The 14,824-nt window shown below is 37.0% G+C and carries 16 protein-coding genes, 1 tRNA gene, 1 other RNA gene and 1 other annotated feature; of the genes, 4 read left to right on the forward strand and 14 right to left on the reverse strand.

All coding sequences use genetic code 11. From position 1 onward, the window contains the following. Positions 1-190 precede the first annotated feature (190 nt). The 7 genes from CER22_RS28970 to tadA all read right to left on the reverse strand — a co-directional run bounded on the left by CER22_RS28970 (position 191) and on the right by tadA (position 4,542). A complete protein-coding gene (locus tag CER22_RS28970; protein WP_001089486.1) occupies positions 191-460 on the reverse strand; it encodes a pro-sigmaK processing inhibitor BofA family protein in 270 nt (89 codons plus the stop codon). 216 nt (positions 461-676) lie between these two features. Next, entirely contained in the window at positions 677-898 is a 222-nt protein-coding gene (locus tag CER22_RS28975; protein WP_000466020.1) for a YaaL family protein, read from the reverse strand. A 14-nt stretch (positions 899-912) separates the two neighbouring features. Further along, complete coding sequence (recR, locus tag CER22_RS28980; RefSeq protein WP_000559168.1) at positions 913-1,509, reverse strand: recombination protein RecR; 597 nt, start codon at positions 1,507-1,509, stop codon at positions 913-915. A 14-nt stretch (positions 1,510-1,523) separates the two neighbouring features. After that, positions 1,524-1,850 carry a YbaB/EbfC family nucleoid-associated protein gene (locus CER22_RS28985; RefSeq protein ID WP_170771173.1) on the reverse strand — a complete coding sequence of 109 codons (327 nt, stop codon included), beginning with the start codon at positions 1,848-1,850 and terminating at the stop codon, positions 1,524-1,526. 25 nt (positions 1,851-1,875) lie between these two features. After that, positions 1,876-3,564, reverse strand: coding sequence for a DNA polymerase III subunit gamma/tau (gene dnaX, locus CER22_RS28990; RefSeq protein WP_000121581.1), 1,689 nt, complete (start codon positions 3,562-3,564; stop codon positions 1,876-1,878). Positions 3,565-3,696: 132 nt separating this feature from the next. After that, positions 3,697-3,961: signal recognition particle sRNA large type (gene ffs, locus CER22_RS28995), an RNA gene on the reverse strand. Positions 3,962-4,041: 80 nt separating this feature from the next. Beyond that, positions 4,042-4,542: a tRNA adenosine(34) deaminase TadA gene (tadA, locus tag CER22_RS29000; protein WP_002108901.1), complete on the reverse strand. Its 501-nt coding sequence runs from the start codon at positions 4,540-4,542 to the stop codon at positions 4,042-4,044. 107 nt (positions 4,543-4,649) lie between these two features. Between tadA and CER22_RS29010 the strand changes: the two genes are divergently transcribed. From CER22_RS29010 to CER22_RS29020, 3 genes are all read left to right on the forward strand, one after another. Continuing rightward, positions 4,650-5,189: an isochorismatase family cysteine hydrolase gene (locus CER22_RS29010; protein WP_000798743.1), complete on the forward strand. Its 540-nt coding sequence runs from the start codon at positions 4,650-4,652 to the stop codon at positions 5,187-5,189. 125 nt (positions 5,190-5,314) lie between these two features. Further along, a complete protein-coding gene (locus CER22_RS29015; protein ID WP_088610265.1) occupies positions 5,315-5,950 on the forward strand; it encodes a deoxynucleoside kinase in 636 nt (211 codons plus the stop codon). A gap of 2 nt (positions 5,951-5,952) precedes the next feature. Continuing rightward, positions 5,953-6,621 (forward strand): deoxynucleoside kinase, encoded by a 669-nt coding sequence (locus CER22_RS29020; protein ID WP_001053583.1) that lies wholly within the window; start codon positions 5,953-5,955, stop codon positions 6,619-6,621. Positions 6,622-6,656: 35 nt separating this feature from the next. Here the strand turns inward: CER22_RS29020 and CER22_RS29025 are convergent, their stop codons facing one another. From CER22_RS29025 to guaB, 7 genes are all read right to left on the reverse strand, one after another. Then, positions 6,657-7,049 (reverse strand): DUF3797 domain-containing protein, encoded by a 393-nt coding sequence (locus CER22_RS29025; RefSeq protein WP_000364198.1) that lies wholly within the window; start codon positions 7,047-7,049, stop codon positions 6,657-6,659. A 166-nt stretch (positions 7,050-7,215) separates the two neighbouring features. After that, positions 7,216-7,308: transfer RNA gene (locus CER22_RS29030), tRNA-Ser, on the reverse strand. Positions 7,309-7,464: 156 nt separating this feature from the next. Continuing rightward, complete coding sequence (gene serS / locus CER22_RS29035; RefSeq protein WP_048543009.1) at positions 7,465-8,739, reverse strand: serine--tRNA ligase; 1,275 nt, start codon at positions 8,737-8,739, stop codon at positions 7,465-7,467. Positions 8,740-8,790: 51 nt separating this feature from the next. Further along, positions 8,791-9,012 (reverse strand) — a binding site (T-box leader). Positions 9,013-9,066: 54 nt separating this feature from the next. Continuing rightward, positions 9,067-9,657: a pyridoxal 5'-phosphate synthase glutaminase subunit PdxT gene (pdxT, locus tag CER22_RS29040; protein WP_000238772.1), complete on the reverse strand. Its 591-nt coding sequence runs from the start codon at positions 9,655-9,657 to the stop codon at positions 9,067-9,069. A gap of 18 nt (positions 9,658-9,675) precedes the next feature. Next, positions 9,676-10,563, reverse strand: a complete 888-nt coding sequence (gene pdxS, locus CER22_RS29045) for a pyridoxal 5'-phosphate synthase lyase subunit PdxS (protein WP_000186157.1) — start codon at positions 10,561-10,563, stop codon at positions 9,676-9,678. Between the two features lie 161 nt (positions 10,564-10,724). Next, positions 10,725-12,032, reverse strand: a complete 1,308-nt coding sequence (dacA, locus tag CER22_RS29050; RefSeq protein WP_137011318.1) for a D-alanyl-D-alanine carboxypeptidase DacA — start codon at positions 12,030-12,032, stop codon at positions 10,725-10,727. 113 nt (positions 12,033-12,145) lie between these two features. Beyond that, complete coding sequence (gene guaB, locus CER22_RS29055) at positions 12,146-13,609, reverse strand: IMP dehydrogenase (RefSeq protein ID WP_000264076.1); 1,464 nt, start codon at positions 13,607-13,609, stop codon at positions 12,146-12,148. 115 nt (positions 13,610-13,724) lie between these two features. On the opposite strand from guaB, the gene CER22_RS29060 reads away from it, so the two are divergent. After that, positions 13,725-14,726: a YaaC family protein gene (locus CER22_RS29060; RefSeq protein ID WP_088061445.1), complete on the forward strand. Its 1,002-nt coding sequence runs from the start codon at positions 13,725-13,727 to the stop codon at positions 14,724-14,726. Positions 14,727-14,824 lie beyond the last annotated feature (98 nt).

Consider the following 14,824-nt stretch of genomic DNA (forward strand, 5'->3'; position numbering starts at 1 on the left):
AATTGACGTTTCACGTTGTTTGTTTCGTTTAGTTTTCAAAGTTCAACATCGCGTTTCAGCGACTTTTACAATTTAACATTTTGCGTTAAATCTGTCAACAACTTTTTTCTTTCGTTCCTGACGACGCTTATTAATTTACCATATTAATCATTTGTTCGTCAACACTTTTTAAAAAAATGCCAAAATAATTTTATCTTGGCATGATATAAAGCTTAATAACCACTAATGCAGCAACACCAGGTAGGCCTAATATACTTGTGATTGTTGCGGTTCCCAAGTTAATTGGAATATGAAAATCAAAATATGTCCCTACAACATTTACGATAAAGAGTAATGCTATCCCTAAAGTAACATGAAAGAGCGCTTTTCCTATAAAACGTAACGGCTTAGAAGAAACACCAAAAACAAGAAAGATAAAAACTAAAGTAAGAATACCGACAATAACAACTGTAGAATTCATTTTTTCCTCCTTATGAAAGTGACCTATACATATTTATTTGTATGGGACAAGGCGATAAAAAAGAACATTTACCCTACAACTCCAGTTGTTTTATCTTGTTAACCTTCATTCGGCAACACTTTCTTCATAAAAACCATTAATCTTTCTTTCCAAACGAAGTAACCACTAAATATTTAATAAATAAAATAAAAGGTTCTGCTTTTTCAGCAGAACCTTTTACCATTGTTCCATTTTTACAGGACGACGTTTTGCTTCTTTTAACAAGAAGAAATATTTCGCCTCTGCTATTTTCAAAGAACAAAGTACATCTTGAGATGGTTCCACACTTTGTTCAACCATTCTCTTCTGACGTAACCATTCATTCTTCACTTTTTCTAATAGTACAATTAGCTTATCATCATACTCTTTACGCAATTTACCCTTTTTTTGAAAGAACATTTTTGTTTCTCCTCTTATACTTCTCTACGACCTTCTAACGCTTTCGACAGTGTCACTTCATCTGCATATTCTAAATCTCCACCAACTGGCAGACCATGTGCAATACGAGTTACTTTAATACCTGTCGGCTTTAAGAGGCGGGATATATACATCGCTGTAGCTTCCCCTTCAATATTAGGGTTTGTTGCTAGTATCACTTCTTGTACCGTTTCATCATGCAGTCGCTTTAAAAGTTGCGGGATATTAATGTCTTCCGGTCCAATTCCCTCCATTGGAGAAATCGCACCACGTAACACATGATATACACCTTGATACTCTTTCATCTTTTCCATTGCGATTACATCTTTCGGTTCCTGCACAACACAAACAATCGACTGATCTCGATGCGAATCATTACAAATATAACAAGGATCGCGGTCAGTAATATGTCCGCATACAGAACAATACGCTAAATCTCGCTTCGCATTCACAAGTGCTTTTGCAAAACCTAACACATCATCTTCTTTCATATCTAATACGAAAAATGCCAATCGAACCGCTGTTTTCGGTCCGATTCCTGGCAACTTCATAAAACTATCAATTAATTTCGATATCGGTTCTGGATAATGCATATATCAGTATCCTCCTAGAACATTCCACCTGGTAAGTTTAAGCCTTTTGTAAATTTACCCATTGTAGAGTTTGAAAGTTCATCAGCTTTTTTAAGTGCATCATTCGTTGCAGCTAACACTAAGTCTTGTAACATTTCGATATCTTCTGGATCTACAACTTCTTCTTTAACTTTCACTTCAAGAATTTGCTTATGACCATTTGCAATAACTGTGACCATACCGCCGCCAGCTGTACCTTCAACTGTTTTTTCGCCAAGTTCTTCTTGCGCTTTTGCCATATCTTTTTGCATCTTTTGCATTTGTTTCATCATATTATTCATATTTCCCATTCCGCCACGCATCATAATTAATTCCTCCTAATTATTATTACTCTTTTATTTCAATAAGTTCTTGTCCTACTAATTTTACTGCCTCTTCTATAAGAGGATCTTCTTTTTTCTCTGGGCTTTCTTCAGAATTCTCGCCTTCACGCTGTAAAAAATCTTCACGGATTTTACCCCATTCACTTTTTGGAATGGCAATCATATTTAATCTTTTACTTAACAGTTCAAATAAGGCTTGTTCCACTGTATCCATAGCTTCTCGGTTCTCGCTTGCCATTTTACAGTGAATCTCATATTGAAACGCTAAAACGTAAGTATCATCCGAAGCCGCTACCGGTTCGCTATTTTCTAATAAAACAGCAAACGCTACTTTGTTGTATGATTTGAGCCTTCCTAACAACTCACCCCACACAGCTTTTAATTGTTCTAAATCCTGACGCTTTGCTTGCTTTAACACTTCATTTACGCGTCCAACAGGAATTTTCATACTACCTGTACGCACTGGCTTTGGTGTTGCACGTGTCTCTCTGACTTCTTGCTGCACACCAGCCGGCACACCATTCTTTTTGACTTGTTCTAACTCTTTCTCCAATTGCTGCATCCTGTTCATAATTGCTTGTAAACGATCTGCACCGTTCGCTTGCATCATAAACTGTTGACACAGTTGTACCATAACAACTTCTAAGAAAATTCGCGGATGATTTGTCCACTTCATTTCCTGTTGTCCCTTACTAAGCGTATGAATGATTTCATAGATTACTTCCGGTTGCATTTCTTCACTTAACATCCGGAATTGCTCATCTACCATTACTCGTTCCAACATATGTTCCAGTTGTGGTGAGGTTTGATATAAAAGCATATCGCGATAATAGTAAATGAAATCCTCCATAAAACGAACTGGATCTTTCCCTTTACCCATCATCTCATCTATGATACGTAATGCTCTTGATACATCATTTTCACGTATACATTCTACTAAGTTACCTAAGTATTGCTGGGAAACAGAACCTGTCACAGCTAATACATCTTCTGTCGTAACTGTCTCATCACTATAAGATATTGCCTGATCAATAAGACTAAGCGCATCACGCATACCACCTTCAGCGGCACGTGCAACAATTTGTAACGCCTCATCTTCTACTTGCGTACCTTCATTCGTCACAACCGTCGATAATCTCTCAACAATATCATTTACTGATATTTTTCGAAATTCAAAACGCTGGCAACGTGAAATGATTGTAGGCGGAATCTTATGCGGTTCTGTTGTCGCCAAAATAAAGATGACGTGTCCTGGCGGCTCTTCTAACGTTTTTAAAAGCGCATTGAAGGCACCCATAGAAAGCATGTGGACTTCATCAATAATGTATACTTTATATTCTACAGCACTTGGAGCATATTTTACTTTATCTCTAATATCTCGAATTTCATCTACACCGTTATTTGAAGCCGCATCAATTTCTAATACATCTGAAATAGATCCTTGTGTAATCCCCAAACAAGAAGGACATTCATTACAAGGTTCAGCTACCGGAGCATGTTCACAGTTGATTGCTTTTGCAAATACTTTTGCAATTGTCGTTTTTCCTGTTCCCCTCGGCCCAGAAAATAAATAAGCATGTGAAACTTTCTCTTGAAGAAGGGCATTTTGCAACGTTTTTGTCACGTGCTTTTGACCAACTACATCTTCAAATTTTTGCGGTCTCCATGTTCGGTATAACGCTTGGTATGACACGAAAATACGGCCTCCCTCAAAGGTTATTATCTTATTTATTATAACCCATTCTGTTTATAGATTCCAAAAGTTATTTTCTATACAAAAAACCCACCTTAGTATTAAGGTGAGTTTTGTATACATATATAACTGCCGTGCACCTTCTGTCGATTACGTACCATAAGCGTTACTCAAGCAGTTAGCTCGGTTCAGGCACTCCTGCGGCACACGAGAAGACCCGCTTATTGCTGCTTCCTTCCGGACCTGACAAGGTTCACGGGGTCCCGTTGCGCAGGACCCAAACGTCAACACCACTTACTTAAGGCAGACCTTACAGCAGCATAACCTCGAGAAGGGATTCGGCCTCGCTAGAGCGGATTGCGAGTATAGGGCACCGCTACCTCCCCGCTTAGCACGGCAAAGTTAAAACCAATATTCGGTTGCCTTCATTAAAAGGCATTATCAGTATAACTTGTTTTTTTACAAAATGCAAATACGTTAATTCTCGTTACTTTTCTCTAATTTTTTTATCGCTTTTCTTTTTTTACGAAGCTCTCTAAAAAAGTTTGTTAACAAAGTACCGCATTCTTCTTCTAATACACCAGCAACTACCTCGCATTGATGATTAAAGCGTTCATCCGTTAAAAGATTCATCAAAGTCCCTGCACATCCACCTTTCGGATCACTTGCACCATATACAACTCGCTTCACTCGTGATAAAACAATTCCACCCGCACACATCGGACAAGGCTCTAATGTTACATATAACGTCGCATCTTCTAAACGCCATGTCCCTAATTTTTTGCACGCCTCATCAATAGCTAATAACTCAGCGTGAGCTATTGATCTTTGTTCAGTTTCTCTTAAATTATGAGCAACACTAATTACTTCACCATCTAACACTATAACTGCACCAATCGGTACTTCTTGTATTGCCTCTGCTTTTTTAGCCTCTTCTATTGCTAACTGCATAAAATAAATATCTTGATCGTGTTCCATACCATAGTCCTTTCACCTAAAATAAAATACACTTTTTTCCATTTACTGCACATGGGATAACTTTTACAAATTCAATCCACCCTAATAAAAAAGAGAGGGGATTACATATGAAGAATACTGCCTTACTCATTATCGATATGATTAATGATTTTCAATTTTCACACGGGCCCACCCTAGCTAAAAAATGCGAAATTATAACAAACCCTATTTTACAATTAAAGAAAACAATGAAATCCTTTGGCTACCCCATAATTTATGTTAATGACCATTATCAACTTTGGAGATCTGATATTGACCAACTAATTACTCATTGTACAAATGAGTATAGTGAAAATATCATTCATAAGATTGCTCCAAATACTGATGATTACATTTTTATTAAACCACATTACTCTGCTTTTTATGAAACACCTTTAAATTCCTTATTAGGCTATTTAAAAATAGAAAATCTAATATTGACAGGAGTCGCCGGGAATATATGTATCCTCTTTACAGCTAACGATGCTCATATGAGAAATTATACACTGTATGTACCACAGGACTGTATTGCCTCTAATCATGATCAGGATAATCTGCATGCTTTAAAAATAATGGAAGCCACATTAAAAGCAAATATAGTACCGTCATCTCAAATAAAAATTAATTAATACATATATTTATTTTCTAACTTTTTATATCAAATTAACCCGCTCGCTTCCCTCCTGTGCTACAATAATTCTGTTTTGTGTTTTTAGTAGTCACGGTAAATCACTGATTGAAAGGAGGAAACAGCGTGACCGGAGTACCATTTATCACGGTTGAAGGACCAATTGGTGTTGGAAAAACCTCACTTGCGAAGGCAATTTCAACTCACATGCAACTCCACTTACTAAAAGAAATTGTTGATGAGAATCCTTTTTTAGGAAAATTCTATGAAGACATCGACGAATGGAGTTTTCAAACAGAGATGTTCTTTCTTTGTAATAGATACAAACAATTAGAAGATATTAACATAAAGTATTTGAATCAAAGGAAACCAGTAGTAGCGGATTATCATATATTTAAAAATTTAATTTTTTCATCCCGTACATTAAAGAATTCTCAATATGACAAGTACATGCAAATCTATCGTATCCTTACACAAGATATGCCTGTACCAAACGTTATCGTTTATTTAACAGCTAGCTTGGAAACATTACAAACACGAATTGCGATGCGCGGAAGAGAATTCGAAAAAAACATGGATCCAAATTACTTACTACAGCTCACAAAAGATTACGAAACAGCAATGGATACTTTTAAAAAAGATCATCCAGATATCCCAGTATTAAAATTTAACGGAGACGATATGGATTTTGTAAAAAATCCTGATGATTTAAACGTCATCCTATCCGCCCTTCAAAATACTCTCTTAAAGGAGTCGGAATAACAATGAATTTAAGGCAAAAATATGATATACCAAATGACGCAGTAATCACTATTGCTGGAACAGTAGGTGTCGGAAAATCAACTATGACAACTGCATTAGCTAACGCTTTAGGTTATCGCACATCATTTGAAAAGGTAGATTCGAACCCGTATTTGGACAAGTTCTATGCTGATTTCACACGCTGGAGCTTCCACTTGCAAGTGTACTTTTTAGCAGAACGATTTAAAGAACAAAAAAGAATTTTTGAATACGGTGGCGGTTTTGTTCAAGATCGCTCTATATATGAAGACACTGGAATTTTTGCAAAGATGCATCATGAAAAAGGTACAATGACGGAAACTGATTATGAAACATACAAAGGTTTATTTGACGCTATGGTCATGACTCCTTACTTCCCTCATCCTGATTTATTAATTTACTTAGAAGGTTCTTTCGATGATATTGTTGATCGTATCCAAGAACGCGGACGTCCGATGGAACAACAAACACCAATTGAGTATTGGAAAGAGATGCATGGCCGTTACGAAAACTGGATTAATAACTTTAATGCATGCCCTGTTTTACGATTAAACATTAATGAATACGATATTTTAAAAGATGGTGATTCAATCGAACCAATCATTAAAAAAATTGGCCATTTTTTAAAACAAACACGTAAACTTGTAAAATAAAAAACCCGTGCATACGCACGGGTTTTTCTATTAAATTACTTCTTTTTTGTCGGAGCAATAATTTCACTCTCAGGTTTTCCAGCGTTAATACGCTGACGAACAGTACTTGTACTAATATCGTATGTTTCAGCAATCTCTTTAACAGTCATTTCTTTCCCGTTAATCACTGCTGTTAATACTTTACCTGTACGTTTTGGAGCTGCTTCTTTCTTTACAGCTGCTTTTTCAACTTTTTTTGGCGCCTCTACTTTTGTCGCAGTTTGCTTTACATCACAAGTGCAACCACAAAGTTTACGGAATGTATCATCGCTTATAATGCGTGACACATTTGCACCACTGTTTAAAATTCTATTGTTCTTACAGACAGGACATTGTACATAATATAAAGTTTTTCCATCTAAAGGAAACGTTTGTATAATAAGATCCATGTTGACTCCTTTCATATCTATGAAGATAATCATCGGAATATGAGTGTGTAATAAGGACAAAATCGCCTTACACCATACTTTATGATTGGTTTTAAAATAAAAACTCGTTACGTGTTGGTAACGAGTTCTCCAATCTCCACTTATATGCGCTGTTGTCAATTATATCTGGAGGAGGTAGAGGGATTCGAACCCCCGCGCGACTCTCGCCGCCTGTCGGTTTTCAAGACCGATCCCTTCAGCCAGACTTGGGTATACCTCCATATTGACATCAAATATAATATCAAAAGAAAAACAGTTAGTCAACCCTACTAAAATAAATTATAAGGAAAGGAAAATTTTACTTTTCCTCTCCTACATTATAGTACTGACAACGCTCATAATTACCAATCACTCATACCGATGAATGTTTATAAATTTACTTAATAACTGTTTTTCCTCCCATATAAGGGCGAAGAACTTCTGGAATTATAATTGTACCATCTTCTTGTTGGTAGTTCTCTAAAATAGCTGCCACCGTACGTCCAATTGCAAGACCAGATCCATTTAATGTATGAACATGTTCTGGTTTGCCGTTTGGCTCACGACGGAAACGGATATTTGCACGTCTCGCTTGGAAAGCCTCAAAATTACTACAAGAAGAAATCTCACGATATGTGCCATAGCTTGGAATCCATACTTCGATATCGTATTTCTTCGCTGCTGTAAATCCTAAATCGCCTGTGCACATGCTCATAACGCGATATGGCAACTCTAATAATTGTAACACGCGTTCTGCATCATTTGTTAGTTTTTCTAACTCTTCATAAGAATCTTCTGGTTTTACGAACTTTACAAGCTCTACTTTATTGAACTGATGCTGACGAATTAAGCCACGTGTATCACGGCCAGCTGAACCCGCTTCAGAACGGAAACAAGAGCTAAATGCAGCATATCGTATAGGCAGTTGCTCTTTATTTAAGATTTCATCACGGTGCATGTTCGTTACAGGTACTTCAGCTGTTGGAATTAAGAAGTAATCTTCACTTTCAATACGGAATGCATCTTCTTCAAATTTCGGAAGTTGTCCTGTTCCTGTCATACTTGCACGGTTTACCATATACGGAGGTAATACTTCTTCGTATCCATGCTCGTCAGTATGAAGATCAAGCATAAAGCTAATTAAAGCACGCTCTAATCTCGCGCCAGCACCTTTATAGAATACGAAGCGGCTTCCTGTTACCTTCCCAGCACGCTCGAAATCTAAAATTCCTAAATCTGTAGCAAGATCCCAATGTGGTTTTGGTTCAAAAGCAAATTCTTTCACTTCTCCCCAATTACGTGCTACTACATTATCATCCTCTGTTTCACCAATTGGAGCAGATTCATGAGGTATATTTGGAATAGATAACATTAATCTTTCTAAATCTTCTTCAACTGTACGAAGTTCATTATCAAGATCTTTTACTTTTTCTCCAACTTCACGCATTTCTAGAATTAGAGCTTCTGCATCTTTCTTTTCACGCTTCAATACAGAGATTTGTTGAGATACTTCGTTACGTTTACTTTTTAATTCCTCTGTTTGAACAAGTAATTCTCTTCTTCTCGTATCCAGCTCTTCAAAACGACCAAAATCAGTTAAATCTTCGCCTCTATGCTGTAACTTTGCTTTTACTTCTTCAAAATTTGTACGTAAAAATTTAATATCAAGCATTATATACTCCTCCTTTTATTTTATAAAACACAAAAAACTCCCGTCCCTATATAAAGGGACGGGAGTTAACCCGCGTTGCCACCCTAGTTGAAAGCATTACCGCTTTCCTCTCAAGTAGAAATAACGGCTCTTCACCGGGAATGTTTACTAATCATAAAGATATTCCACATTCCATTCCAGGATGGATTCACAAACTGTTTCTATCGATTTCCACCAACCATCGACTCTCTATAAGAAACGGCATTTGTTACTACTTCCTATCAACACGCTTATTTTATAAAATTGTTACCATCAATTTACTATAATCTTATACAAGTTGCAAGTTACTTATACAACTTTTTTCATTTTCGCTTCTTTTACCATTTCTACAAAGTATGCTGTCACACGATGATCATCCGTTAATTCTGGATGGAATGAAGCAGCTAAAAACTGATTTTGTTTTACTGCTACCATTCGATCACCATGTGTGGAAAGTACTTCAACATCATCAGCTACATTTACAACATACGGAGCACGAATAAATACACCAATAAATTCTTCTCCTACACCTTTAATTGACAGTGCGGCTTCAAAGCTATCTTTTTGGCGTCCGAACGCATTGCGCTCTACTGTAATATCCATAGCACCAATATGTGCTTCTTCATAGCCAATAAGTGTTTTTGCAAGAAGAATCATACCTGCACATGTACCAAACATTGGTTTACCAGACTTCGCGAATGTACGAAGTGGTTCCATGAAAGCATACTTATCAATAAGACGGCGCATTGTTGTACTTTCACCGCCTGGTAAAATAAGACCATCAATCTCTTCAAGTTGCTCTATACGCTTTACAACAACAGCTTCTGCACCACTTGCTTCAACTGATTTTATATGCTCACGAACTGCACCTTGAAGACCTAGTACACCGATTTTCACCATTTTAAAGTTCTCCTTCAATTACCATCCACGCTCTTGCATACGTTGTTCTGGTAATAACGTTGAAATTTCGATACCTTTCATCGCATTACCTAATCCTTTAGAAAGGCTTGCAATTAGTTCGTAATCCTCATAATGTGTCGTCGCTTCAACGATTGCGCGTGCAAATTTCTCTGGATTCTCTGATTTGAAGATACCAGATCCAACAAATACACCATCTGCACCAAGTTGCATCATTAACGCTGCATCCGCTGGTGTTGCTACACCACCTGCTGCGAAGTTTACAACTGGCAAACGACCAAGGCGTTTAATTTCAAGTAATACTTCATAAGGAGCACCAGTATTTTTTGCATATGTCATTAACTCATCTTCACGTAGACTTGCAACTTGACGGATTTCTGCATTGACTTGGCGCATATGACGCACTGCCTCTACAATGTTTCCTGTTCCTGGTTCACCTTTTGTACGAAGCATAGATGCACCTTCTGCAATACGACGTGCAGCTTCTCCGATATCACGGCAACCACATACAAACGGAACTGTGTAATCACGTTTATTTAAATGGTATACTTCATCAGCAGGAGTTAATACTTCACTCTCATCGATATAGTCTACCCCTAATGATTCTAATACACGTGCTTCTACAAGATGACCGATACGGCATTTTGCCATAACCGGAATTGAAACAGCGCCCATAACTTCTTCAACGATTGTTGGGTCTGCCATACGAGAAACGCCACCTGCTGCACGAATATCTGCTGGTACACGCTCTAGTGCCATAACAGCAACTGCGCCTGCCTCTTCTGCAATTTTTGCTTGTTCAGCGTTAATTACGTCCATAATAACGCCGCCTTTTTGCATTTCTGCCATTCCACGTTTTACACGTTCTGTCCCTGTTACATTTGTCATGTTACAAAAACCCCCCTAGGTGAATTGCTTTTCCCCGTTAAAGGCGAAAATTAAGAATACTCTTACATTCTACCACTAACTATCAGATGCTTGTCTACTACTTTTTCATAAAGTCGGTATGAAAAATAGGAATAAGAAAAAGCCCCTACAATGAGGAGCTTTTAAAACCAACCTTTTACTGTATCAACAGCACTATTCCATATACCACTAAAGAAAGAACCAATTCCGCGCATAGAGCGAGTAAACCAATTCGCTTCCTCTACTGCAGACGTTGTTACAAGATCTATTTGTAATGACTTACCAGATAAAAATCCAGGATCATTCGCATCTTTTGGTGTGATTACCATTTGGCCAAGTGCAGCTCCCTTTTTAATAGGTGCTTCTTGTCCCTTATTTGCTTCTTTTAATTCTGTTTTATAAACATCTTTACTTCCTTTTGGCACCGGAAGTGAAACAGCTTGTTTTGTTTGAACTGCTACATCTTTATCTTTAGCATTTTCTACTCGTACTGTTTCTTGTCCTTTTACTGAAGAATCTTTTTTATACATTTGCTTCATTTCAAAGTTAGCAAATCCATAATCATATAGCTTCTTTGTTTCATCAAAACGTGCTGTATGAGAACTTGTTTTAATAACTACAGAAATAAAACGCATTCCGTTTCTTTCAACCGTACCAGTGAAGCAATCCCCTGCTTCTGGAGTCGAGCCTGTTTTCAGGCCATCTACGCCATCATATTCTTTCACTAAGCCCTTTAACATCCAGTTCCAGTTCGACATTGCAAACTTCTCTTTTTCTGGACGGAATTCTTTTTTCGGGATTTTTGCTGTATCTAACACTTTTGGATAATCTTTAATTAAATGTTGTGCTAAAGTTGCAACATCCTTTGCAGACATTTTATTTTCTTCATCCGCTGTTGTTCCTTCAGGATGCATTCCCTTTAAATCTTTATTCGTTAAACCTGTAGAATTGACAAATTTATAATTTTTCAACCCTAGTTCTTTCGATTTATCATTCATCATTTTTACGAAGTCTACTTCTTTACCTGCAATTGCTTCTGCTAATGCAATTGTTGCACCATTTGCAGAAAAGATTGCCATTGCTTCATATAACTCTTTTACTGTATAAATGCCACCTTTTTCTAATGCAACATTTGATAAAGAAGCATCTTGTGAAACTTTATACGCATATTCAGAAACCTTAATTTTTTGATCCCACTTAAGTTTTCCTTTATCCACTGCTTCATGAACTAAATATTCACTCATCATCTTTGTCATACTAGCAATTGATAATAATTCATCTGCATTCTTTTGATATAAAATTTTCCCAGAATTCGCTTCAACTAAAATTGCTGCACCTGCTTCAATGTTTAAAGCAGCTCCTGTTTCTGCTGATGCATTGCTATATGGTAACAACATACTACAAGCTAGTGTAAGCATTGTTACTAAAGCAATGAATCTTTTGCAAAACATACCTTTCACTTTTGCTACCCCCAATATCTATGTACTCACATAACCGTTATTCTAACATAATCAAAAAAAAATAGACAGAGATATCAAATCTCCGTCTATTTGTATATAAGACATTACAATGAGTAGTTTGGAGCCTCTTTTGTAATTTGTACGTGATGAGGGTGGCTTTCACGTAAACCAGCACCTGACATACGAATGAATTGTGCATTCTCACGTAAGAATTCTAAATTCTGAGCTCCGCAATATCCCATACCGGCACGTAATCCACCAACTAATTGATGAACTGTATCAGCTAAAGGTCCTTTATATGGTACTCGACCTTCAATACCTTCTGGAACAAGTTTTTTATTTCCTTCTTGGAAGTAACGGTCTTTACTTCCTTTTTCCATCGCTCCGACAGAACCCATACCACGATATACTTTAAATTGACGACCTTGATAAATTTCAGTTTCTCCAGGGCTTTCAGCAACACCAGCAAACATACTACCTAGCATAACAACGTGTGCTCCTGCTGCTAAAGCTTTTACCATGTCACCAGAGTACTTAACACCACCATCAGCAATAACTGGAATACCGTGTTTACGAGCTTCTGTTGCACAATCATAAACTGCTGTTAATTGTGGTACACCCACGCCAGCTACAACGCGTGTCGTACAAATAGAGCCTGGTCCAATACCAACTTTAACTACGTTTGCACCTGCTTCAATTAATGCTTTCGTTGCTTCAGCAGTAGCAACATTTCCAGCGATAATATTTAGTGATGGATATTTCGCACGAACTTCTTTCACTTTATCAATAACACCTTGAGAATGTCCATGAGCTGTATCAAGTACGATTGCATCTACGCTAGCTTTTACTAATGCGTCGATACGAAGCATAGCATCAGCCGTTACACCAACCGCTGCTCCAACTAATAAGCGTCCTTGCTTATCCTTCGCAGAATTTGGGAATTCAATTACTTTTTCAATATCTTTTATTGTAATAAGCCCTTGTAATACACCGTTGTTATCAACGAGAGGGAGTTTTTCAATTTTGTACTTTTGTAGGATCTTTTCAGCTTCTTCCAGCGTTGTACCAACTGGAGCTGTAATTAGCTTTTCTTTTGTCATTACGTCGGAAATTTTGATTGAGTAGTCTTGGATAAAACGCATATCACGGTTTGTAATAATACCAACTAATTTTCGCTCGTCTAAATTATTTACAACCGGTACACCTGAGATACGGTATTTTCCCATAAGATGCTCTGCATCATACACTTGATGTTCTGGAGTTAAAAAGAAAGGATCTGAAATAACGCCACTTTCAGAACGTTTTACTTTATCAACTTGCTCCGCTTGTTGTTCAATAGACATGTTTTTATGAATAATTCCTAAACCGCCTTGACGAGCCATTGCAATAGCCATATCAGCTTCTGTTACTGTATCCATTCCTGCACTAATTAACGGGATATTTAACTGTAAGCTTTCAGATAAAACTGTTTTAACACTTACTTCTCTTGGTAGTACATCTGACTTTGCTGGTACAAGTAATACGTCATCAAAAGTCAAACCTTCTTTAACAAATTTAGATTCCCACATAATTGTTCCCCCCATGATACCAGAAATTATTATTAGTAGCTTATCAATTGGTTAAAATACTGTCAAGGACGTATATATATGTTAGAATTTTTAGACAATAAAAGGAGCGTAATATATGCATCAAACACATTGTACTTGGCAGCAATTAAGTTTCTTCTTTTCATCTCAAAATGTACAACGTTATCTTGCCCGTTGCTATGAAAAATCCTCCATACAAGATGCTGAAAAAAAAAGTTTCGAAAATTGTTATCCCTTTATTTATTACTTAGAACACGGGAAAAACTATTATGAATTATATAAGGTAGCCCCCTTTTCGATTCAGCCAATGTTATTGTTTTATGGAATGAGCCAACTTTTTAAAGCCTGCTTACTAACTATTGATCCTAACTATCCAGAATCCACTACTGTTTTAGCTCATGGTGTTACGACTCGTAAACGAAAAAAACAGGGGTATCAATTTTTAGAAGATGAGGTGAAGGTGCAAAAAAATGGATTATTTACTCATATTGCAGAACAGCTGTTTCACATGAAACACTTAGAAGCAGAGAAGTTTAACATGCTAGATCTAATGGGAAATATTCCTGAATTACAAAATTTATTTCGCTATAGTCAAAGAGGGGCCACTTTATATAAAATCGATTCAACAAATACAAATGAACTTTCCTTTTCGGTCAACATACTAGATCGACTCCATATGACTACAGAAAGATTTTCACGTTACATTGAATCAACTTGTAAGCATTTATCCATACAACATGTTCCTGGGAAAACGAGCGGATCGAATCTGCTTTTTACAGCTCCTATCCAGTCGTGGAACCCTATATATAGTACGCCTTTATACTACGAATATCTTGCTGATACTTATTACTTACCAATTCCAATTGACCCGAGAAATCCTAAACCAGTATTACCTGAACTTCTTGTTCATTATTTATTGCTCTACAATTTAAGTATGATTTCTAGATACGAAACAGATTGGTGGTATGATTTACTTGGGAGCTATGGCTCTGAAGATTATCCATTTATTTATCAATTTCTTACTATTTCTGCTCAAAAAATCCCTTACTATATTTCGTCTTTTTTACTAACAGAACCGAGCCTATTTCATGGGAAATAAAAAAACACAAGTCAAAAGACTTGTGTTTTTAATTGCTTGGCGACGTCCTACTCTCACAGGGACAAGGTCCCAACTACCATCGGCGCTAGAGAGCTTAA

It is taken from the genome of Bacillus sp. K2I17, from assembly GCF_002209985.1.
Taxonomy (GTDB): Bacteria; Bacillota; Bacilli; order Bacillales; family Bacillaceae_G; genus Bacillus_A; species Bacillus_A wiedmannii.